We start from the raw sequence: 22016 nt of genomic DNA on the forward strand, positions 1-22016 counted from the left end.
CGGCGCGTGGGGCGACCGGGTCGCCCAGTGGGCTAGCTGAGCATCGTGGCGGCCCACTGGGAGATGTCGTCGCGGCGGAGGGCGGCGGCCATGAGCTCGGGGAAGAGGTCGGGGGTGCAGGCGAAGGCCGGGATGCCGAGTTCCGCGAGGGCGGCGGCGTTCTCCTCGTCGTAGGAAGGCCTTCCGGAGTCCAACAGGGCCAGGAGGGTGACCACCTGCACGCCCGCCTCCACCAGTTCGGCGGCTCGACGGAGCAGGTTGGCGCGGACACCACCCTCGTAGAGGTCGCTGATCAGGACCAGGATCGTGTTCTCCGGCTGGGTGATCAGCCCCTGGCAGTAGGCCAACGCGCGGTTGATGTCCGTACCGCCGCCGAGTTGGGTGCCGAAGAGGACGTCGACCGGGTCGGCGAGGTTCTCGGTGAGGTCGACCACGGCGGTGTCGAAGGCGACGAACCTGGTTCGCAACGCGCGCATCGAGGCGAGAACCGCGCCGAAGAGTCCGGAGTAGACCACGGACTCGGCCATCGAGCCCGATTGGTCGACCGCGAGGATGACCTCGCGCTGGACGCTGTGCTGTTTGCGGCCGTGACCGATGAGGCGTTCGGGGATGATCGTGCGCAGGTCGGGGGAGTAGTGCTTGAGGTTGGCCTGGATGGTCCGGGGCCAGTCGATGTCCGCCGGGCGGGGGCGGTGCGTGCGGGACGCCTTGTCGAGCGCGCCGCGGACCGCCGCGCGGGTCGGCTCGGCCAGGCGCCGCTCCAACTCGGCGACGACCTTGCGGACCACCTCCCGCGCGGTTTCCTTGGTCTCCTCGGGGATCACGCCGTTGAGCGACAGCAGCGTGCCCACCAGGTGCACGTCCGGTTCCACCGCGGACAGCAGTTCGGGCTCCAGCAGCATCCTGGTCAACCCGAGCCGGTCGACCGCGTCGCGCTGCATCACCTGCACCACCGTGCCTGGGAAGTACCGGCGGATGTCGCCGAGCCACCGCGCCACGCGCGGCGCCGACGCCCCGAGCCCGGCCGAGCGGGGTGTGCCGTCGCCGCGACCGCCGGAGTCGTAGAGCGCTGACAGCACCCCGTCCACCCCGCTGTCCGCCGCGGACAACTTCTGGTCCGGCCCCTCGCCGCCCAGGACCAGCCGCCAGCGCCGCAAGCGCTCGGCCTCGGACGTGGTCTCGCTCATCCCGCCACCCCCAACAACGCGCGCAGCACCGGCAGCACGGCCGCGGCACGCTCCTCGTCCAACACCACGGATTCACTCGATACCCGCACCGCGCCCGCCAGCCCGGCCGCGCGCTCGCCGATGGCCCGCTTCTCCGGGCCCGCGTACGCGCCGAAGGTCCGGCGCAGCAGTGGGAGCACCTCGGTGAACATCGAGCCCGGGATCGCGGTGAGCCACGCGTCGACCGTGCGCAACAGGCGTTCGTCGTGCACCAGCAGGAGCGCGCCGCCCGCGAAGAAGCCCTCGACGAACGCCGCGCCCTCCACCGGCGCGACGCCCGGGGTGAGGACCCGGCCGAGGCGCAGTTCGACCTCCGCCGAGTCCAGCCGGTCGGCGTCGTGCAGGACACGGATCACCCGACCCGCCAACAGCTTGGGTAAGGACTCTCGCGCGGCCAGCCGGACCAGGGCCGTGAGCCAACGCTGCCTGGCCTCGTCACCGAGCAGACCGGTGGCGTCGTGCACCGCGGTGACGAGTTCGCCGAACCGGGCCGCGGCCGCGTCGTCGATGCCGTGCGTGGCGGGTGGCAGGCCCGCGCACACCCGTTCCAACATCCGCAGCGCCACCGCGCGCAGCGAACCCGTGTCGGTGCCGCGCACGTCGCCGTAGCGAGTCGCCCTTGTCAGCGCCGGTAGTGCCGTCATCAGGTGCGTGATGTCGGTGTCCGACGCGGCCCGGGAATCCAAGGCGGCCAACGCGTCCGGCAACGCGTCGGACAGGTCCGCGAGTAGGCAGTTCTCCACCGCCTCGGTGATCTCGGACAGCGGCGGTGCCCCGGCCACCGCCTCCTGGACCTTCGCCGTCGAGGCCGCGACAACCGTTGTGCCGTACACGGCGGCGGCCACCAGGTCGACCTCGAACCCGGGCTCCCACGCCAGGTCCCAGGTCTCCCGGAACGTGCCCTTGTTCTGCTTCGTCGACTTCCGCGGCGTACCCCAGTGGATACCGAGCAGCCGCAGCCGGTGCAGCAGCCGCGACCGGTCCAGCCCGCCGGGGGTGCGCAGGTCGAGGTCGAGTTCGCGGCTCAACGGGTCGCGCGCCAGCCGCAGCCGCTTGGCCGCCGCGATCAGGTCGGAGGTCAGCGGTGGTCGCGGCACCGCCTCGGGCACCGAGCCCAGCCGTTCGCCGACCAGCAGCCGGGCGGTGACGAAGTCGGCGCGCACGTCATCACCGGCGCACAGCACCGCGCGGGTCGCCTCCGACACCTCCGCCAACCCGGCGGAGGCACGGCCGCGCAGCGCCGCCAGCGTGTCGGAGAGCCGGACCGCCTCGATCACGTGTGCCGTGGACACCGGCAGGTCTTCCTCGCGCAGCACCCCCGCGACCGCGGTCAGCCAGCGCGCGGTGGAGTCCGACTCGGTGGTGAACAGGTGGTGGTACCAGCCCGGTGACCGGACACCCGCGCCGTAGCCGCTGCTCGCGGCGAGCCTGCCGTGCGTCCACGGTACCCAGGTGCAGGTGACCTTCCGCTTGGGCAGACCGCGGAGGATCTCCTGGTCGCGTGCCGCGGGCGGCAGCGGATCGGCCAGCGCGGGCACGTGCCAGGCCCCGCACACCACCGCGATGCGCTCGAAGCCCTCCTTGCGCGCCTTGCGCAGCACGGTCCGCATGTGCGCCTCGCGCCTGCGCTCACGTTCGTCGGTGACCTCGCGGTCCTCCCGCAGCGCCGTCATCGCCTCGGCGATCACCTCGAACGGCGACTCGGCGTCCCGCCGCGACTCCACCACGTCGTCCCACCAGCGCTCCGGGTCGTCGTAGCCACCCGCCGCCGCCAACTCGGCCAGCGGGTCAGCGCTGATCGACTCCGCCGGGGCCCCGCAGGGGTCCTCCGCGAACTGGTACGCGGCGGGCAGGTCGCAGAAGCGCACCGGCACGCCCGCGCCCACGGCGTACCGGATCGCCCGCCACTCCGGGCTGAACGCCGCGAACGGCCAGAACGCCGCCCGGGACACGTCGTCGGCGGCGTAGGCCAGCAGCGCCACCGGGGGCACCAGCGACTCGTCCGCCGCGTGCGCGACGAGCCCGTCGGCCTCCGGCGGTCCCTCGATCAGGACCAGGTCCGGGGCGATCGCGGCCAGCCGCGCGGCCACGGCCCGGGCCGAGCCGGGACCGTGGTGGCGGATGCCGAGCAGGTGGGTGGTCATCGGCCCGCGATCTCCTGGCCCGCCCGGTAGAAGTCGGCCCAGCCGTCGCGCTCGCGGACCACGGTCTCCAGGTACTCGACCCAGATCGCGCGGTCGGCGACCGGGTCCTTGACCACCGCGCCGAGGATGCCCGCGGCCACGTCGTGCGGTCGCAGCACGCCGTCGCCGAAGTGCGCCGCCAAGGCGAGGCCGCCGGTCAGCACGCTGATCGCCTCGGCCGTGGACAACGTGCCCGACGGCGTCTTCACCGCGGTGCGGCCGTCCTCCGTGCGACCCGACCGCAGCTCGCGGAACACCGTGACCACGCGCCGGATCTCGGACAGCGCGGCGGCCTCCGCGGGCAGTTCCAGCGACCGGCCCAACTGCGCGACCCGGCGGCTGACGATCTCCACCTCGGCGTCGGCGCTGTCCGGCAGCGGGAGCACCACGGTGTTGAACCGGCGGCGCAGCGCGCTGGACAGCTCGTTGACGCCCTTGTCCCGGTTGTTCGCCGTGGCGATCATGTTGAACCCCGGCCGGGCCTGCGTCTCGGTGTTCAGCTCCGGCACCGGCAGCGTCTTCTCGGACAGGATCGTGATCAACGTGTCCTGCACGTCGGCCGGGATGCGGGTCAGCTCCTCCAGCCGGGCGATCTTGCCGTCGCGCATCGCCCGCAGCACCGGGCTCTCCACGATCGCCTGCTCGCTTGGCCCCTCGGCGATCAGCCGGGCGTAGTTCCAGCCGTAGCGGATGGACTCCTCCGATGTGCCCGCCGTGCCCTGCACCAGCAGGGTCGAGTCCCCGCTGATCGCCGCGGCCAGGTGCTCGGACACCCAGGTCTTGGCGGTGCCGGGCACGCCGAGCAGCAGCAGCGCGCGGTCGGTGGCCAGGGTGGCGACCGCGACCTCCATCAGCCTGCGCGGGCCGACGTACTTCGCGCTGATCTCGGTGCCGTCGGCGGTCACGCCGCCCAGCAGGTAGGTCACCACCGCCTGCGGCGACAGCCGCCACGACGACGGCCGGGGCCGGTCGTCCGCGGTGGCCAGCGCCGCCAGCTCGGCCGCGTACTCGTCCTCGGCGTGCGGCCGGAGAACTGCGGTGGTCATGTCGACTCCAGTGCGTGATGGGGGAACGGTGGTCATCGGAGCTCCGCGTGCATGTCGCGGCGGAACGCCAGGGTCTCGGTGAGGGTGTGCCGCCACGGGGCGGCGTCGTCGGCGGGCCGGGCCGAGACGACGGGGTGGGTCAGGCACGCGGCCGGGACGGATCGCGCGACGACCGCGGCCGCGTGGGCCACGAACCGCTTGTCCAACTGCCCCGAGATCCAGTCCAGGAGGGCTGTGCCCAGGGCGGGCGACCACGGACCGGGCAGGTCGTGCACCAGCCGCGCGATGTTCGCCGTCGCGGTCTGCTTGATCAGGGTGGTCATCGCGTCGGCCAAGGCGTCCGGGGCCAGAGCGCCGAGCAGGGCGGCCGTGCTGAACTCGGCCGGGAACCGCAGCAGCAGCGTCCGCACCCACTCCTGGTCGCGTTGGCGGATCGCGGCCGTGGTCAGGCTTTCGTGCAGGACACTCGGCGCGCACCCGTCGACCTGCCAGGACAGCAGGTCGTCCGGGGTGCCCAGATCGGCCCAGAACCCCAGCGGGGTGGACGCGACGAGGCGGCGCAGCATGGTCGTGCGGCGTTCGGCGCCCGTCTGCGCGTCGATACCGTCGCGCTTCATCGCCTTGTCCGGCTCGTCGGGCAGGGTGACGACCAGGGTGCCGCGCCGCGCCGAGACCAGCGGGCGCAGCCGCGCGGCCATGCGCAGCCCCAGCGCCGAGCCGGGCATGCCGCTGAGCAGTTCGGCGGACCGGTGCCGGACCGACTGGGCGCGGTCGTCGAGCGCCCGCTCCAGGAACTCCTCGTCGGACGGTCGCAGGTGCTCGCCGACGAGCTCGAGCAGCGCGGACCGCACCTCGGCCGGTTCGCTGCCCCACGTGCCCGCCAACGCCTCGCGCGCCACGTCCGGCGCGTCCACCAGCGCCTGCGCGAACCACACCTTGCGCTGCACGAGGCTGCCGTACTGCCACACGTCCGCGTCGTCGCCCGCCACCGGACTGGCCAGGAACGCCCAGTCCGGGTTCCGCGCGCCCAGCCAGCCCGCCACCGGCCCCGCCGCCTCGACGAGCGGCGCGCGCAGCGCGATCCGCCCACCCGCCGCGTCGGCGAGCGCGGGCACCCGCTCGGGCGGCACCCGCAGCCCGGCCCGCGCGACCGCGCGGAGCCACTCCTCCAGGACCTCCGGCTGGTGTTCGGCCAGCAGCCGGGCCAGCCGCTCGCGGGCCGCCGCGGGCACCACCGGTCGCGGGTCGGCCGCCGCGACCGGTGCGGAAGCGGTGTCCGACAACGGGAGTCGACCGGCGCGCTCGTACGTCGTCAACGCCGCCGCCGCGGTCAACAGCCGGTCGGCGGGCTCGGCGCGTTGTCCGGCGAGCGCGGCGACGGCGGGCGGCAGCGCCGCCGGGTCGAACTCGCGGCGTTGTGCGCCGAGCAGCGCGGCACCGACCAGGTCGTTCCAGGCGTTCATCGACCGACCGTCCCGTCGATCGGAGCGGATGCGGGGATCACAGCCGGATCACCCGCCCGTCGTGCCAGCAGGTGAGCGGGTGCAGCCCGGTGGCGCCCCACTCAGCGGCCACCGTGACCGGACCGGTCGCCGCGAGCGCCAGCAGCGGCCACGGGTCCACTGTCGACACCAACGGCAACGCCTGCTTGCCGTCCTCATCGGACAACGCCCACGACTCCCCGTGCCTGGTCGGTACGACCCGCGCCAGGACGACCGGCACGCGGTCGGTCCACGGATCGGCGGCCAGCGCGCGGGCATAGCCGTCCAGCGCGCCATCGACGGCGACCCCCCGGGGCTCCGGCGCGAGGACCGGCTCGGCCCGATCCACCACCGAGGCCCGCAACGGCGGCACGCCCGGGTGGAAGGCCAGCTCGGCGGACACCACGTGACCGGTCGGCAGGGAACCGTCGAGCGGTCGGCCCGGTGGCGCGAAGGCGAGCACCACTGCCGTGCGGTCGGAACGCTCGCCGCGCAACCAGGCGCGACGGGTGACCAGCCCGTCGTTCTCCTCATCGGACACCCCGACGACCAACCAGTCGTCGCTCACGCGCTCACCGCTCTCGAGGACCCGCGCGGTGTCCACCGGGAACCCGAGTCGCGTGCGGACCGTCTCCACCAGCTCGGCGGGCAATTCGTCCAACCGGGACACCGAGTCGGCGAGCAGGAAGAGCATCGACAGCTCACCCAGCAGCGCCTGGGGCGCGCCGCGCCTGGCGTCGGCCAGGGCCGCCGCGCGCCGCAACCCGCTCGCCAGCCCGGGGGCCTGCGCGTCGACCATGCGTGCCGCGACCGTCCGCAGCTCGTCACCGCCGCGCAGGCCGCCCAGGCCCGCGCCCAGCCGGTCCGTCAGCCATTCCCGCAGTTCCGCGGCGCCGGACCGGACTCGGGTCAGGCGCTCATCGGCGCGTTTCGCCGCCGCCTTCTCGTCCCGCGGCCCCGCGGACTCGGCCCGCTGACGCGCCCGCTCGGCGCGTCCCGCGCGGCTCTCCAGCCAGCTGCCGACCCACTCCGGCTCCTCCTCCGCCGCGGCGACCGCACCCGCCGACCACAGCAGCATCAGCCCCAGCACGTGCTTGCACGGGAACTTCCGACTGGGGCACGTGCACCGGTACGCGGGTTCGGCCAACTCCACGCACGCCTGGTACGGCTTCTTGCCGCTACCCTGGCAGTGGCCCCACAGCGCGTCCTCCGACGCGCCCGTGTCCGCCCACTTGGCGGCCGTGGCCAGGCCACGCCCCGCCTTGGCCGACGCCGCGTCCGGTGCGAGCCCGATCACCCGCTCGGCGCTCCAGGGCGCCACCGCTGCCGCCACCATCCCTCGATCCGTTCTCGTTCGGTTTTCCGGTTCGATCATCGGGTCGCCAGGTCCGATCCCCGACGCGGGCCCGTTGCCGTGCCCCTCCGATCACTGTGCGCATACCTTGCCGGCCGCCACCGACAGTCCGCGCGGAGTTGTCCACAACCGCCGCTGACCTGGCTTTTCTCAGTCCGCCATGGCCCGCAGGCGGTCGAGGACGGCACTCGCGCCCGCCGCGCCGAGCCGGGTGTGGGCCACCCGGAGGTCACGCAGGCGCGCCAGGTCCGCCAGCACGACCTCCAGCGGTGGGCCGCTCGCGGTGACCCGGTCCGGTTCCGCGGTGGGCATCGTCGCGGCGGGACGCGCCAGGAACGGCCGGACTAGCCGGTTGTGGTGGAACGACGCCGCCGCCCCGTGCGCGCGGCACACGTCCAGCAGCAGTCGCGCGTTGACGCGCGTCCGCCGCGTGATCGGTTCTTCGAGCAACCGCGTGGGCAGTGGCACGGATCGCGCGGCGCAGTGCGTCGCCTGCCGATCTCCCGGCGGCATATAGGACTCCTTCTCGCGTAGTACGCGTCCGTAGAAGGGGTCGTCCGCGTGGCACAGACCCAGGCGAAGGTCGATTTCGTTCACCGCGGCGAAATCGCCCGCGTTGGCCCCCCGGAAGTCGCTGTCCCCGACGCGATAGGTCGCGAAATACGGACGGATGCAGAGGTAGAACCGCTCGACATCCAACCGGTCGGCCAAGGCGCGGCACGCGTCGAGTGCATCGCCGAGCGCGGCGGCGGCCTGCTCGAACAGTTCTCCGGCGAGCGGGCTGGACACGCCCATTGTCGAGATCCGCCGTAGCGCGTCCGCTGCTCGCTGCTGTGCGACGACGGCGGCGCCGTTGTAGGTCACGAACACATCCTCGTCAGGTAGTGAGGTGAATGTCCGGTACCCGTAGAGGACTTGGTGCGCGAAGACATACCGGGGCGCCACCCCGAGCGCGGTACCCAGCCGTGTCGCAAGGTCCCACACAGGAGCGAGGATCGCGGGTTGGTCGTCGAGGCGGTGCCGACGGCAGGCCGCGAGGTAGAGACCGACCGAGCCGAGGAGGCGATACTGGTCCATCGGGTCCTCGGGTAGGTCCGCCGCGGCGATGGGCGCGATCAGCCGGGCTCCCGCGTGGAGCAGGTCCGGGGCGCGCCCCGGGAGGTAGTCGCGACGGGCGGCGAAGTAGATCTCCTCCGCCGCCGTGTTGGCCGCCGTGAACTCGTCGTCGAGCCACCGGTCGAGCGCGGCAATGGTCCTGCTGATTGTCGGCATGCCTATGATGCTTGCCGGACCAATGCGCCGGAACCAGGACCATTGAGCGAGGTGTCAGGTGGACCAATCGACACCACCTGGCGCCGACTTCCTGCAGCTCAGGGCCGAGACGGCCCGGCCAAGAGGACTCACCGCGTGGCTCGTCCACGCTGTGCGGACCGCCGTTGCCGACGGGCGGCTCAAGCCGGGGGAGAGGTTGCCCGCGACCCGGGATCTGGCCCGCGACCTCGGCATCTCCCGGGGTGTCGTGGTTGAGGCTTACCGCAGGTTGGACGAGGAAGGTCTGGTCACCGCGCGTACCGGCGTCGGGACGGTCATCGCGCCCAACGCCGCCCGACCGACCACGCAGCCCACCCCGCGCCCGGTACCCGCATTGCTGCCATTGCCCCAAGAGGGCGTGGATCTCGACCTATCGCCGGGCGTGCCCGACTTGGCGTCCTTTCCCCGTGCGGCGTGGCTGCGCGCGGAACGCGCCGTGATGTCCGACCTGAGCGCGGCGGACCTCGGGTACGGGGACCCGCGCGGGGTGCCGCGGTTGCGCGAAGAGCTGGCGGGGCGACTTGCCAGGGTACGAGGGGTCCGCGCGGGACCGGACGACCTCATCGTGGTCGCGGGCGTGGCCCAGTCGCTCGCGCTGCTGTCCCAGCTCCTGGGTGCCAACGGTGTGACCACCATCGCCACGGAAGACCCCGGATCGCGCGGGCCGCGCGACGAGCTCGTCCACTGGGGGCTGCGGCCGGTCGCCGTGCCCGTGGACGACCTGGGGATCCGGGTCGACGCCCTGGCCGCGACAGACGTGGGGGCGGTGCTGCTCACTCCGGCCCACCAGTTCCCGACCGGCGTGGTGCTGGCCCCGGGCAGACGGCGTGAGCTGCTCGACTGGGCCGCCGAAGGGCGCCTGGTCATCGAGGACGACTACGACGCCGAGTACCGCTACGACCGCGCGCCCGTTCCCGCCATGCAGGCCACCGCGCCCGATTTCGTCGCGTACACGGGGAGCACGTCGAAGGCCCTCGCGCCCGGTATCCGCCTTGGCTGGTTGGTCCCACCCAGGCGCCACTACGCGGACCTGGTCGCCGCACGTCACGCCAGCGACCTGGGTAGCCCCACCGTCCCGCAGTTGGCGCTGGCGAGGCTCATCAGCACCGGCGAGCTCGACCGGTACATCCGTGCCGTAAGAGCCCGTCACCGCGCGCGACGCGACGCACTGCTCACCGGCCTGCGACAGCACTTGCCCGGCATCGAGGTACACGGCGCGGCGGCCGGGCTGCACCTCATGGTCACTTTCCCCGGATACACGGGCGAGGACACCGACATGGCGGCCCGGGTCGCCGAGACCGGGGTCCGCGTGCACCCGCTGTCCTGGTACCGCATGACCGACGGCGCCCCCGGGCTCGTCCTGGGCTACGGGGCGCACTCGCCGGATCGGTTGCGGGAGGCGGCAAGGCGCGTCGGCCTGGCCCTCTCCGCGTCTTGAGTCCACTTGGGACGATCGGAGGAATTCGTGCTTGACGCCCGGCCGGACCGATGGCACTATTTGCGGCATGGGCACTCTGTGACATTCCAGGACGACGATCCCGTGGCACCCCGCTGACGACCTTGTGGTCGGCACGCGCGTGACCTGGGTCCTCCTGTTGATCTCTCACCGCGATCACCAACGGCTATCTGTTCCGTCAGCATGCCGTCGATCAGGCGGACAGCGCTCTCCTCATCCGGTCTGACCCTGCTCGGCAGACCGCGATCCACCGTGCCCGTTTCCCGGAGCACGGTCGCTGCTGTCCGTCCGCCACGCGTACCCCGAGCGACCCACCCTTCGGTTTTCCAGGAGGTTTGCCCATGGCTGCCCACAAGACCCCGCGTTCCGCCCAGCTGGACGACATCAAGGACCGGTTCACCCAGGCACTCGCCCAGAAGCAGGGCCGCTCGGGTGAGGCGCACACCGACACCGGATCCCGGGTGACGCCGCGCGTCCCGGTGGCGCGCAAGCAGGCCTTCCGCCGCAAGTCCGGCTGAGGCGAACAGAAATGGCCGACGGCCCACCGCGAGCGCAGTGGGCCGTCGGCTGTGCCGTCTACGCCAGATTCATCCGGATGTTGTGGTACCAGGGGGTTCCGCTGACTCCGATCCGGAGTCCGATGGGGACGGAGTCGTGCTGCCCGGCGTGCTCGCAGCCGTTGACGACCCCGGCGGAGCCTGCTCCGACGGCGTACCCGACGAACCGCCCGGCGCCGAGGTGCCCGTCGGAGTGATCGACGGAACCGTTGGCAGGGAACCGGTCGGGCTCGGCACGCCCGCCGACGACGACCCCGGCGCGGAAGGCACGCCGGTCGTTGTCGTGCCCGTGCCCGGTGGTGTGGAGCCGCCCGCGGGCCGGACCACGTCGAGGATGCGCGCCTTGACCTGTTCCAGCTCCGCCTCGATCTGCTGCGCGGACATGCCACGCATCCGGTTGGCCAGCTCGGCCATGTCCGCCCAGATCCGGGCCAACTCGGCCTTCACCTGCTCGCTCGGCACGTCCGGCAGCGTCACCACCAGTTGCGAGGCCAATGCGAAGGTCAGGCACTGGCTGCACGTGTGGTTGACCGCGACCGCCACGTTCTGCGGGACCACGTCCGCGTGCCCGACCACCAGGACGACCTGGAACGCGATGGCCACCGACGCGCAGTCCCGGCAGTTGGCCAGCGCGTACGCCTCGTTGCGGTTGTCCGCTTCGCCGTCGGTCACCCACACCAGCGCGAAGGACACCTCGTACTGGACCGAGCCGTCGGTCGTGTTCCAGACCAGCACCTGGTTGTCGCCCGGCCCCGGCGCGTGCGGCGGGTCGAACGGGAACACCCACGTCGGTGGCCCGGCGGCGTCGCCTTCCGCCTGCGGCTGCGCGCCCGGCCCGGCCTTCGGTGTGAGCACCACCGCCAGTTCGGGCTTGTCCCGCGTGGGCAGCGCGGACTGGCGCGGCCACACTGTCCGCGCGACCTGTCGGGGCGCCGCGGTACGGTCGCCCGGCGAGGTGCCCCGAAAGCCCGCGGGTGTGGCGCCCGCCAACGGGAGTACGTCCTGGATGGTGCCGCGTTCGCCCGGCTGGATCGGGCGGTACCGCCGCGCGTCGGGCCACCACGCCCACGCCACCGCCGCGGCGACCGCCACCACCAAGAGCCCGGCGAGAGCCCGGCGCACCGGCTTGCCCCGGGTCCCACGCCGGAGTTTCGCCAGTGACCGCCGCGCCATTCGCAGCAACAGGTACAGGGTACCCGCGAGCGGCACCGCGATCGCCAGGATTCCCAACGCTTTCACCAGAACGGTGGCGAAATCGCCGTCGCCGTAGCCGAGCGTGAGCCCGTGCCACTGGTGCCGCAGGCCGCTCCACGCGGTCCCGACGATTCGCGGCAATGTCACCAATGCCAGCACCATCGAGAGCAACAGCAACGGCACCACTACGACGACCCACAACGTCACCACCGCCCGTGCCCACGGTTTGAGCACGGTGGTCTCCGGTGAACGCCAACGGTGCGGCAGCAGACCGAGCAGCGTCGGCTTGATGCGGTGGAACAGGTCCGGTACGCCGGTCAGGTCCGCCAAGACGTGGTAGCCGTCAAACCGCACCATGGGCGCGAGTTGGCGCACCATCTGCAGCAACTGCGTGGCGACGACCAACAACAACGAGTCCCAGCCGGACAACCACCAGACGCCGAAGATCCCCACCGCCACGATGGCGTTGAAGTACAGCCCGCCGAGGTCGGTGCGCAGCCGCCCGGCGCGACCCAGCCGGTAGCTGTCGGTCACGTCGGTGTAGAAGGCGGGCCACAGCAGGTAGAGGCCGAACCCCATGGCTCCCGGCGTGGCACCGCCGTACCGCGCGGCGGCGGCGTGCCCGAACTCGTGGAACCCCGCGGAGATCACGGTGACGGCGAAGACCAGCAGCAGCAACGACGGCTGCCGGAACGCCTCGTACGCCGCCGAGCCAAGCCCTTTCTCGAACAGCACCCAGAACGACACTGCGACGAACGCCGCCACTACGGCCACGACAACGCCGGGGTGGAACAACGGGGCGAAGGGTGCCGTGATGCGCCGTGTCACCTCGGGTCGCGAAACCACGCACCGCATCTTCAACCCGAGTAAGGGTGTTGCTTTGCGCGGTGTGGGCTGGGATCCGTCCTCGCCTTGGAGGACACCCATTGGGCGCAGTTTCGACTCGATGAGCGCGCGCACGTCCGACGCGCCGACCCGGCGCTGGACCCGCTCGCTCACCACCGCCGCGATCCGCTCGTGGTCGGCCTCGCCGTCCACCGCGGACAGGATGTTGTAGAGCAGCGGCGTCAGCTGGATGACCTGGCCGTCACCGCGTCGTACCAGCGCGGGCGGGCGGCGGTAGCCCGAGCCGCGCATCTCCCCGATCAGCTCCACACCGTCGGCCCGGTGCGGTACGGCCGGGGCGCCGCCCGGGTGGGACGCTGCCGCGTCCCACCCGGGGGAGGTGCCGGGGGCACTCATCTCGGCCCCTTACTGCTTGACGTCGGCGACCTGGTCCGCGGTGGCCTCCGCGGAGGCGTCGATCGTCTGCTGGATGATCGCGTCCTGCTGGGCGATCGCGGTCGCCGCCGAGTCGTGGGAGCCGATGTTCGCCGATACCGCGGCGTCGATCGGCGCGGCCACGTTGGCGTTGGCGGCCACCGCGCCGTTGATCGGCGCCGTCAGGTCGAGGTCGGCGGCGAGGTTGACGTCGACGTTGAGCAGGCCGCCGTCGAGCGCCCCGCTGATGTCGGGCACGGCGGTACCCGCGCCGGGGGCGGGGGTCTGCGGGGTGGGCGTCTCGACCGGGGTGTTGCCCGTGGCCACATCGCCCTGGTCGATGCCGCTCTCCTGCGTCGAGTGCGCGACGGCCTCGCCCGTGATGCCCTGGGAGATCGCGACACCCTGGTCGGACAGCGCCTGGGCGGTGGAGCCGTCGGACAGCACGTTCGCCCCGACCGCGGCGTCGATCGGCGCGGCCACGTTCGCGTTCGCCGCCACCGCCAGGTCGATCGGCGCGGCGAGGTCGAGCCCCAGGTCCAGGTCGACGTTGAGGTCCAGCAGCGAGTAGACCTCCTTGTCCGGCAACGCGACCGCGCCCTCGGCGGCGAGTTCGTCCGTAGACAGCGGGGGAAGGTCGGTTCCGCTCATTCCGTGCTCCATCCGTGCGTCTTCGGTTGCTTTCCACCCGGTGGTGCCGGATTCGGAAAAATCCGGCCGTACGGGAGATCGTGGCAAGACCTACCCGTGGCGCCGACCGGCGAACCTGATCACCCGGGAGGTGTGACGTTGTCGCTGGACCGGTTGAAAGATCCGGATTCGGGGTACCGCAGCAGACGCGCGCGCGTAGAACTCGTGATGTACCGGTGTCGCGCCGCCGAGCAGGCGGTGCGCCGGTCTTCTCCAGGGCATGTCGCACGCGCCACCGTGAGTCCACTTCGGACCGTGGGTCGGCGTGGCGGTGAGGAGCGCCCGAAGGTGGTCGGCGTGCGGCCGAGGTTCGCACGCTGCTTGCCGGCGTTGGCGATCGGTGATGGTGGCGTGGAGCGGAACTGGGAGCGCTCTCCCCGGAGTGCGCGTCCGAGCTTGCCGCTGTCGGCCTTGCTCCGCGGTCATCGCGTGGGGCGGTGTGTGCCGAGGGAATGGGTTCACGGTCTGGTTCCCAGGGAAACCCGCGTCTCCGGGGCGGCGGGTGTGGAAGAAAGTACCTAACGAACTCGTGGAGGTCTGTGGCAAGGTCCGACCAAGATCCGTATGTGGAGGTGGGGCATGGTCACGACCTCGGACACCCGACACCGGCTCCCGGTGCGCAAGCTGCTCGCCGCGGGCATCGGCAACGCCATCGAGTGGTACGACTGGACCGTTTACGCCACCTTCAGCACCTACATCGCGGGCGCCCTGTTCGCGCCCGACAGCCGCTCGTTGCTGGCCACCTTCGCGACCTACGCGCTGGCGTTCTTCTTCCGGCCGCTGGGCGGGCTGCTGCTGGGCCGCTTCGCCGACGTGCGCGGGCGGCGCCCGGCGATGATCCTCACCATCGTCCTGATGGCGGGCGCGTCGCTGGCGATCGGGTTGTTGCCGACCTTCGCGCAGGTCGGCTGGCTGGCGCCCGTGTTGCTGCTGGTCGCCAGGATCGCGCAGGGGATGTCGCTGGGCGGGGAGGTGTCCAACGCCTCCGCCTACCTGGCCGAGATCGCCCCGGCCGGGCGGCGCGGGCGGTACGCGGCGTTCTTCTACGTCTCCACCGGCGCGGCCGTGCTCGTCGCCTCGCTGCTCGGCTACTTCCTGACCCGCTGGCTCAGCAAGGCCGACATGACCGGCTACGGCTGGCGGATCCCGTTCCTGGTCGGCGGTCTGCTCGGCTTGGTCGGTCTGGTGCTGCGCCGCGAACTCGATGAGACCGAGCACTTCGAGCGCGCCAAGGACCGCGCCCGCCGCCTGCGCAACCCGTTGCTGGCCACGCTCCGCCACAACCCGCGGGCCGTCGCGCAGCTCGTCGGGTTCACCATGCTCTCGACCCTGTGCTACTACACCTTCTTCAGCGCGCTCACGCCGTTCGCGATCAACAGCCGCGGCGCGGACCCGAGTGTCGTGTTCCTGGCGCTGTCGATCGGCACGGCCGTGTTCGTGGTCCTGCAGTACCCGATGGGCGCGGTGGCCGACCGGTTCGGGCGCAAGCCGCAGTTGCTGGGCTGGACGGCGGCCATGGCGGTGCTGGGCTACCCGCTCTCCACGCTGGTCGGTCCGGGGCTGGGCGGGTTGCTCGTGGTGTTCTGCGTCGGCCTCGGCCTCTACACCGCGATGACCTCCATCGCGCCCGCGATCATGAGCGAGCTGTTCCCGACCGAACTCCGCGGCCTGGGCATCGGCGCCTGGTACAACTTGACCGTCGCGCTCTTCGGCGGCACGGCGCCGCTGGTGATCACCGCGCTGGCCGACGCGGGCGCGTCGACGGCGTTCTTCTGGTACCTGTCCGCCGTGGCCGTGGTGGCCTTCTGCGCCGTGCTCACCCTGCCGGAGACCCGGGACGCCGAACTCGGCTGAGCCCCGAACCCCTGGGGCACCACACGGTCGGGTGGACCGGCTTTGCCCGGCGCGTGATCCGTGATTCCCTTGTGGTCGGTGGTGCATCCAGGACGAGGGCGCCCCGACCCGCGCGCTTTCGCGAACGTGTGAAACTTTCACTCTTCCAGGTGGCACACCATGGGGCGCGCGCCCAGCATGGACGGCACAGGGAGCACGCTCGGGTGGTGACAGCTTCACCGGTGCCGAACCGCTTGCGGATGGCTCAGTGGGCCTCGGTCGCCACGCACGTCGTCGCGGCTGTGGTCTACGCCGTGCTCCCCGACGGCCCGCTCCGCCTCGTGCCGCTGGGCGCGGTGGTGGCGGGGAGTTCCGCCCTGCTGCTCGCGCACACCTCGCGGATCGCGCGCAACGCGCCGATCTGGCGGATTCTGCTCGCCGCGCAGCTGCTCGCGGTCGGTGGTTGGGCACTGGCGCCGTGGTCCGCCTCGGCCTACGTGCTCGCCGCCGCGGGGATCCTGCCGCTGGCGGGCCTGTGGTTCCTCGGGGACGGGCCGCGGGCGACGCGGTTGCGGGTGGTGCCGCTGCTGGACACCGTCACCGCGGCGGTGGCCGCGGGGGTGTTCGTGTGGTCGCTGCCCGGCGCGGGGCAGGTGTTGCCGCTGTACGCGTGGGTGGCGGTGTTCGCCTGCGTGACGTCGGCGTTCGTGGACACCGCGCGCCGGGGCGCGGCGTGGCTGCTGGGCTGGACGATCGCGTGGTTGGTGTGCGTGGCGCTGCTGCGCACCTCGCCCGACGCCGCGCCGTGGCTGGTGTTCGCCGGGTCGGTGCTGGTGGTCGTCGCGCGCCTGGACTCCGAGCGGGACCCGGACGCGCGCTGCGCCCGGTGGGCCGAGCGGGTCGCGCTGGCCGTGTGCGTGCTGCCGCTGCCGGTGCTGCTGGTGATCCGCGCGGTGCGGGCGTCCACGGAGGACATCGCGGTCATCGCCGTCGGGTCCCTGGTCGTCACCGCGCTGCTGGTGCTGCGGCTGTCGCTGACCCAGCGCGGGGTGGTGGCCTTCCCCGGGCTGCGCGCCGAGCTGCGGAACCGGACCCTGCGGTTGTGCGCGGCGTTCGTGCTGCTGGCGCTGCTGCCGCTGATCAGCCTCGCCTACCTGTCGGTCAGCGTCGCCAAGCGGATGGTCGGCGACGAGGTCGACCGCAGGCTCGCGCACAGCGCCGAGGTCGCGGGCTCCGAGCTGGAGGACCGCCTGGCGGGTGTGTCGTCGCTGGTGGAGTCCTACGCGCAGCGCGAGGTCATGCGCAAGGCGGACTTCGCGGTGACCGCCGACAACACCAGCGTGCAGAACGCGATCACGTCGTTGCACGCGCAGAACCCGGCCTTCCTGGCCGCGTGGGCGCTGGGACCGACCGGCGCGCTGGTCGCGGTGGCCCCCGGCACGCTCACCATCCGCGGCGCGGACTTCTCCTACCGGGACTACTTCCGGGGCGCGCTGCGGCGGGGTGGGCCCTACATCTCCGACGTCTACGAGGCCGCCACCGACCAGCGGCAGAAGGTCGTGGCGGTGTCCACGCCGGTGCGCGACGGCGACCGCGTCGTCGGGGTCGTCGTGGTCAGCTACCCGGTCGACCTGCTCACCGACTTCGTCTCCAGGGTCGCCGTGGCCCAGGACGTCTCGCTGGTCGTCACCGACCCCCGGGGCACCCTGGTCACCCAGCCGCCGGGGATGCCCGGGTTGGCGTCCGGGCTGGACTCCAGCGGGGTGCGGGCCGCCCTCGGGGGCACGGGTGGTTCGGCGACCATGACGGAGGGCGGTGAGGAGACCCTGATCGCCTACCGGCCGGTGCCCGCGCTGCACTGGGCGGTCGTCGCGAAGATCTCCTCGGCGCGCGCGTTCGCGGGCGTCTCCGTGCTGACGGCTCGCATCGTCACGGTGACCACCCTGCTCGTGCAGGTCCTGCTGGCCGCGCTCGTGGTCGCGGTGCGCACCGAGCGGCGCAGGCGCCTGGCCGAGGCGCGGCTGGCCGCGCGCGGTGAGGAGGTCCGCGGCATCCTGCACGCGGCGGGTGACGCGTTCATCTCCATGAGCGCCGACGGCGTCGTCACCAACTGGAACGCCCGCGCCGAGCTGATCTTCGGCTGGCGGGCCGAGGAGGCCATGGGTCGTCCGCTGGTCGACCTGGTGGTGCCCGACGAGCAGCGGGCGGCGCACTCGGCGGGGGTGCGGCGGGTCCTCGGCGGCGGTGACCAGCACCTGCTGGGCACCACGACCGAGGTCTGGGCCCGGCGCAAGGACTACACCAGCTTCCCCGCCGAGCTGACCCTGTGGTCCTCCAGCAACGGCGACGAGGTCGTGTTCAGCGCCTTCGTCCGCGACATCACCGAGCGCAAGGAGCACGACCGGGAACTGGCGGCGGCCCGCGACCAGGCGTTGGAGGCCTCGCGGATGAAGTCGGCGTTCGTGGCGAACATGAGCCACGAGATCCGCACCCCGATGAACGGCGTGATCGGCCTGGCCACGTTGCTGCTCGACACCGACCTCGACGCCCGGCAGCGCGACAACGTGGTCACCCTGCAGCGCTCGGCGGACGCCCTGCTCGACGTCATCGACGACATCCTGGACTTCTCCAAGATCGAGGCGGGCAAGCTCGAGATCGACCCGGTCGACTTCGACCCGCGCTCGCTGGTGGAGGACGTGGTCAGCCTGCTCGCGCCGGCCGCGCAGCGGGCCGGGCTGGAGATCGCGGCCGTGGTGCACCCGGCGATCCCGCCCGCGCTCAACGGCGACGCGCACCGCGTCCGGCAGGTGCTGACCAACCTGGTGTCCAACGCGGTCAAGTTCACCCCCAGCGGCGAGGTCGTGGTCTTCGTCGACATCCCGCCGATCATCCCGCCGGACCACCACCACGACGTCACCTTCACCGTGACCGACACGGGCATCGGCATCCCGCACGACCGCCAGCAGCACCTGTTCGACGCGTTCACCCAGGTCGACGCGTCCACCACGCGCCAGTACGGCGGCACCGGCCTCGGCCTGACCATCTGCCGCCAGCTCGTCGAGCTGATGAACGGCTCCATCGGGCTCACCAGCGACCCGGGGGAGGGCAGTGCGTTCTTCTTCACCCTCCCGCTGCCGCCCGCCCGGGCGCCGCTGCCCGCGGCCCGGCCGGTGCGCGACCTGGAGGGCGCCGCCGTGCTGGTGGTCGACGACAACGCCACCAACCGGCAGATCGTGTCGCAGCTGCTGGAGACCTGGAAGGTGCGGGTCAGCCTGGCCGCCAGCGGCACCGAGGCGCTGGCCGCGCTGCGCGGCGCGACCGCCGACGGCCGCCCGTTCGACGTAGCCCTGCTGGACATGCGCATGCCCGACCTGGACGGTCTCGAGCTGGCCGCCCGGATCCAGGCCGACTCGTCCACCGGGGCGCCGCGGTTGGCGGTGCTGACCTCGACCATCGACGCCGAGGAGGCCAAGCGGGCGCGCGGCGGCGGCGTCGAGGTGTACCTGGCCAAGCCGATCCGCGCGGCGACCCTGCGTGACGCGCTGGGCAGGCTGCTCGACGCCAAGCTGGGCAGGCACCGGGCCGCCGAGACCGCGCCGACCGGTACCCGGCCGCAGCTGAGGCCGAGCGCGGGCCGGGTGCTGGTGGCCGAGGACAACGACATCAACCAGCAGGTCGTGGTGCAGATGCTCACCGCGCTCGGCTACTCCGCCGATGTCGCCGAGAACGGCGAGCAGGCGGTGCGCATGCTGCGGGCCGGCAGTTACGACGTGGTGCTGATGGACTGCCAGATGCCCGTGCTCGACGGCTACCAGGCGACCACCCGGATCCGGCAGCTGCCCGAGCCGCTGGGGCAGGTGCCGATCATCGCGCTCACCGCGTCGGCGCTCGCCTCCGACGAGAAGCGCTGCCGTGACGTGGGCATGGACGACTTCCTGACCAAGCCGCTGCGCCGCGACCAGTTGGAGGCCGCGTTGCGTCGGATGACCTCTTCCGCGGCTGTGGCCCCGCCGCCGCGGCGGGAGGAAGACCGGGTGAGCTCCGCCGAGGACGAGGTGGAGGTGTTGGACCCGGCGATGCTGGAGCAGTTGCGGGGGATGGGCGCGGAGGTGACCCGTACGTTGCTGGAGTCCTTCACCGGCAAGGCACCCGCGCGCGCGGCGGGGATCGCTCGGGCCGTGCACGACCGCGACTTGCCCCGCGCGGCGCGGTTGGCGCACGGGCTGCGCGGGACCAGCGCGATGATGGCCGGTCACCTGTTGGCGGCGACCTGCGCCGGTATCGAGGAAGCGGCGAAGAACCAGGACCAGACGACGGCGGAGGTGTTGGCGGGCGCGCTCGCCGACCAGACGCGCCGCACCTGCGAGGCCTTGCTCGCCGTGTTGTCGCCCGCCTGACCTTCCCTCGTCCGGGGCCTTCTTGGTGGGGCGCGGTTTGGCTTGACGCGGCTTGGATGGCGCGCGTTGCCCGCGGTTCTGTCGCGTTCGTCGTGCGGCGCCACGCGTGGGCCCTCTTGGCCATCGCGTCGCGCCTCCACCGACCTGTGCTCGTTCCGCTGGCAGCTCGGCGGCCGTCGTGTCTTGGGCCGGCTTGGTTTCTGTTGCGCGGGTGCCGTTATCCGGTTACGTGCTCGGGCGTTATCGCTCGATCTTCTCAGGCTTCGACATGTGGCGGCCATCGCCTTGGCCGGTCCACTGTGGACAGTTGGATCGGATCACTCGAACGGGTTGCCGGGTTATCCACATCCCCGCTGGTTGTCCACAGCGGGCAAGTCGCGTCTGTACGGCCTCTGAGCTGTGGCGATAGGATCGCATCAAGGGCCTGCCCCCGGGTGGGAGGGGGTCTGTGCGGGGGCGTCTGCGTGGGGCGGGGCGGCGGTGCCGCGGGGGTGGCGGTGCGGGGGCGGAGTTGGTGTACGGGGTAGGTGGGGTGGGGGCTTGTGTGAGTGCGGGGCACCACCGCGTGTGCGGTGGTGCCCCGGGGGTGTGGTCGGGTGGTCAGCGGGTGGGGTTGAGGAGGAAGTCGACCTCTCGGCGTTGGGTGGCGGGGTCGTTGAGGTAGGCGGTGTGGCCGTAGCCCTTCCAGACCAGCAGGCGGGAGCAGGCGATCTGGCGGGCCAGGCCGATGCCCCAGGCGTTCGGGGTCGACGGGTCGTGTTCGCCGCTGACCACGAGGATCGGCGGGGCGCCGCGCACCGGGGTCGGGCCCCACGGGTTCTTCGCGCGGATGGGCCAGCCCAGGCAACCCGCCTGGATGTCCCACGCCTCGACGTACCCGCGGGCCGTCGGGGAGGTCCGGACCTCCCGCAGGCGCGCGGACAGGTCGGCGAAGTCGCGGACGTCGCTGGGGAAGTCGTGGCAGGCGATGGCTCGGTAGGCCGGGGAGGACACCTCGCCGACCAGGCCCGCGGCGTCGGTGGCGGCGTCGCGGATGGCGGTGGCCAGGTACGGCCAGTAGTCCTTGAGGATGAGGTACGAGTAGGCCGCGTAGCCGATCTGCTCGGCGGTCAGGCCACCCGGCACGCCGGTCGCCGGGACGGGGTGCCGGGTCGCCCGGTCGAGCAGCGCCCGGTACTCCGCCACGGCGTCGCGGCCGTGCAGCGCGCAGGTGGGGTCACTCGCGCACCAACGACCGAACTCGGCGAAGACCTCCTCAGTGGTCCGCGTCTCGTCCAACGCCATGCGGCGGGAGCCGACGGTGTGGTCGACCGCGCCGTCGAGGACGAAGGCGCGGACGCGGTCGGGGTAGAGGCTGGCGTAGGTGGAGCCGAGGAACGTGCCGTAGGACAGGCCCAGCAGGTTGACCTTGTCCTCGCCCAGCGCGACCCGGACCGCGTCGATGTCGCGGGCGGCGCTCACCGTGTCGACGTGGTCGATCAGCGGGCCGGTCTTGCGGCGGCAGCCGTCGGCCACCACGCGGTTGTAGGCGACGAGCCGGTCGTACCCGGCCTGGTCGCGCGGGAACTGGGTCACCGCGGGATCGGCGACCGGTTTCTCGCAGGCGATCGCGGGCTTGCTGTCGCCGACACCGCGCGGGTCCAGGCCGATGAGGTCGAACCGGTCGAGGAGGTCCCGCGGGAACAGCTCGGCCGCGTTGTCGCGCACCACCCCGGATCCCGGGCCGCCGGGACCGCCCGGGTTGAAGACCAGGACACCGATGCGCTTGGCGGGGTCGGTGGCCTTCAACCGGCTCACCGCGACGGTGATCTTCGCGCCGCCGGGGCGGTTCCAGTCCAGCGGCACGCTCACCGAACCGCAGTCCGCTCCGCGTTCACCGCACTTCTGCCACGCGACCCGGTCCCGCGCGGGGGTCTGCGCCTGCGCGCCGGTCGCGGCGACGACCGAGGCCACCGCGGCGGTGACCAACGCGGTCACCAGAGTTGTTGTTCGCATGCGACACATCCTGTTTGCGCGCGCGTACCCCGA

The 22016-nt window shown here is 72.5% G+C and carries 13 protein-coding genes; 4 read left to right on the plus strand and 9 right to left on the minus strand.

Going from position 1 to position 22016, the window contains the following annotated elements; all coding sequences use genetic code 11:
* Nucleotides 1-32: 32 nt before the first annotated feature.
* The 6 genes from CLV40_RS34920 to CLV40_RS34945 form a co-directional block, all read right to left on the minus strand.
* Nucleotides 33-1187: a VWA domain-containing protein gene (locus CLV40_RS34920; RefSeq protein WP_104483311.1), complete on the minus strand. Its 1155-nt coding sequence runs from the start codon at nt 1185-1187 to the stop codon at nt 33-35.
* Nucleotides 1184-3370 (minus strand): DUF5682 family protein, encoded by a 2187-nt coding sequence (locus tag CLV40_RS34925; RefSeq protein ID WP_104483312.1) that lies wholly within the window; start codon nt 3368-3370, stop codon nt 1184-1186. Before CLV40_RS34925 ends, CLV40_RS34920 begins: the two co-directional genes overlap by 4 nt.
* The gene (locus CLV40_RS34930) at nt 3367-4455 is read right to left on the minus strand and encodes an ATP-binding protein (RefSeq protein ID WP_104483313.1); all 1089 of its coding nucleotides are present in this window, start codon (nt 4453-4455) and stop codon (nt 3367-3369) included. Before CLV40_RS34930 ends, CLV40_RS34925 begins: the two co-directional genes overlap by 4 nt.
* A 32-nt stretch (nt 4456-4487) precedes the next feature.
* Nucleotides 4488-5918: a DUF5691 domain-containing protein gene (locus CLV40_RS34935; protein ID WP_104483314.1), complete on the minus strand. Its 1431-nt coding sequence runs from the start codon at nt 5916-5918 to the stop codon at nt 4488-4490.
* A 37-nt stretch (nt 5919-5955) separates the two neighbouring features.
* Entirely contained in the window at nt 5956-7272 is a 1317-nt protein-coding gene (locus tag CLV40_RS34940; RefSeq protein ID WP_104483315.1) for an SWIM zinc finger family protein, read from the minus strand.
* A 168-nt stretch (nt 7273-7440) separates the two neighbouring features.
* On the minus strand, nt 7441-8562 hold the full coding sequence (locus CLV40_RS34945) for a monodechloroaminopyrrolnitrin synthase PrnB family protein (RefSeq protein WP_104483316.1): 1122 nt from the start codon (nt 8560-8562) through the stop codon (nt 7441-7443).
* A 58-nt stretch (nt 8563-8620) separates the two neighbouring features.
* Between CLV40_RS34945 and pdxR the strand changes: the two genes are divergently transcribed.
* Nucleotides 8621-10039 (plus strand): MocR-like pyridoxine biosynthesis transcription factor PdxR, encoded by a 1419-nt coding sequence (gene pdxR / locus CLV40_RS34950; protein ID WP_104483317.1) that lies wholly within the window; start codon nt 8621-8623, stop codon nt 10037-10039.
* Nucleotides 10040-10398: 359 nt separating this feature from the next.
* Complete coding sequence (locus CLV40_RS38610) at nt 10399-10575, plus strand: DUF5302 family protein (RefSeq protein WP_181043935.1); 177 nt, start codon at nt 10399-10401, stop codon at nt 10573-10575.
* A 69-nt stretch (nt 10576-10644) separates the two neighbouring features.
* Here the strand turns inward: CLV40_RS38610 and CLV40_RS34955 are convergent, their stop codons facing one another.
* Nucleotides 10645-13050 (minus strand): M50 family metallopeptidase, encoded by a 2406-nt coding sequence (locus CLV40_RS34955; protein ID WP_219824198.1) that lies wholly within the window; start codon nt 13048-13050, stop codon nt 10645-10647.
* A 9-nt stretch (nt 13051-13059) separates the two neighbouring features.
* Entirely contained in the window at nt 13060-13719 is a 660-nt protein-coding gene (locus CLV40_RS34960; protein WP_104483318.1) for a peptidoglycan-binding protein, read from the minus strand.
* A 618-nt stretch (nt 13720-14337) separates the two neighbouring features.
* Between CLV40_RS34960 and CLV40_RS34965 the strand changes: the two genes are divergently transcribed.
* Both CLV40_RS34965 and CLV40_RS34970 read left to right on the plus strand, forming a co-directional pair.
* Nucleotides 14338-15612 carry an MFS transporter gene (locus tag CLV40_RS34965; protein ID WP_104483319.1) on the plus strand — a complete coding sequence of 425 codons (1275 nt, stop codon included), beginning with the start codon at nt 14338-14340 and terminating at the stop codon, nt 15610-15612.
* Between the two features lie 206 nt (nt 15613-15818).
* On the plus strand, nt 15819-19988 hold the full coding sequence (locus tag CLV40_RS34970) for a response regulator (RefSeq protein ID WP_245931775.1): 4170 nt from the start codon (nt 15819-15821) through the stop codon (nt 19986-19988).
* A 600-nt stretch (nt 19989-20588) separates the two neighbouring features.
* On the opposite strand, the gene CLV40_RS34975 is transcribed toward CLV40_RS34970, so the two are convergent.
* The gene (locus CLV40_RS34975) at nt 20589-21983 is read right to left on the minus strand and encodes an alpha/beta hydrolase (RefSeq protein WP_245931776.1); all 1395 of its coding nucleotides are present in this window, start codon (nt 21981-21983) and stop codon (nt 20589-20591) included.
* Between the last annotated feature and the right edge of the window lie 33 nt (nt 21984-22016).

Source organism: Actinokineospora auranticolor (assembly GCF_002934265.1).
GTDB lineage: Bacteria > Actinomycetota > Actinomycetes > Mycobacteriales > Pseudonocardiaceae > Actinokineospora > Actinokineospora auranticolor.

Bases quoted from the DNA above. Each gene is read 5' to 3' on its own strand.
- CLV40_RS34920 (WP_104483311.1), bottom strand. From the start codon at position 1,187: ATGAGCGAGACCACGTCCGAGGCCGAGCGCTTGCGGCGCTGGCGGCTG.
- CLV40_RS34925 (WP_104483312.1), bottom strand. From the start codon at position 3,370: ATGACCACCCACCTGCTCGGCATCCGCCACCACGGTCCCGGCTCGGCC.
- CLV40_RS34930 (WP_104483313.1), bottom strand. From the start codon at position 4,455: ATGACCACCGCAGTTCTCCGGCCGCACGCCGAGGACGAGTACGCGGCC.
- CLV40_RS34935 (WP_104483314.1), bottom strand. From the start codon at position 5,918: ATGAACGCCTGGAACGACCTGGTCGGTGCCGCGCTGCTCGGCGCACAA.
- CLV40_RS34940 (WP_104483315.1), bottom strand. From the start codon at position 7,272: ATGGTGGCGGCAGCGGTGGCGCCCTGGAGCGCCGAGCGGGTGATCGGG.
- CLV40_RS34945 (WP_104483316.1), bottom strand. From the start codon at position 8,562: ATGCCGACAATCAGCAGGACCATTGCCGCGCTCGACCGGTGGCTCGAC.
- CLV40_RS38610 (WP_181043935.1), top strand. From the start codon at position 10,399: ATGGCTGCCCACAAGACCCCGCGTTCCGCCCAGCTGGACGACATCAAG.
- CLV40_RS34955 (WP_219824198.1), bottom strand. From the start codon at position 13,050: ATGAGTGCCCCCGGCACCTCCCCCGGGTGGGACGCGGCAGCGTCCCAC.
- CLV40_RS34960 (WP_104483318.1), bottom strand. From the start codon at position 13,719: ATGAGCGGAACCGACCTTCCCCCGCTGTCTACGGACGAACTCGCCGCC.
- CLV40_RS34965 (WP_104483319.1), top strand. From the start codon at position 14,338: ATGGTCACGACCTCGGACACCCGACACCGGCTCCCGGTGCGCAAGCTG.
- CLV40_RS34975 (WP_245931776.1), bottom strand. From the start codon at position 21,983: ATGCGAACAACAACTCTGGTGACCGCGTTGGTCACCGCCGCGGTGGCC.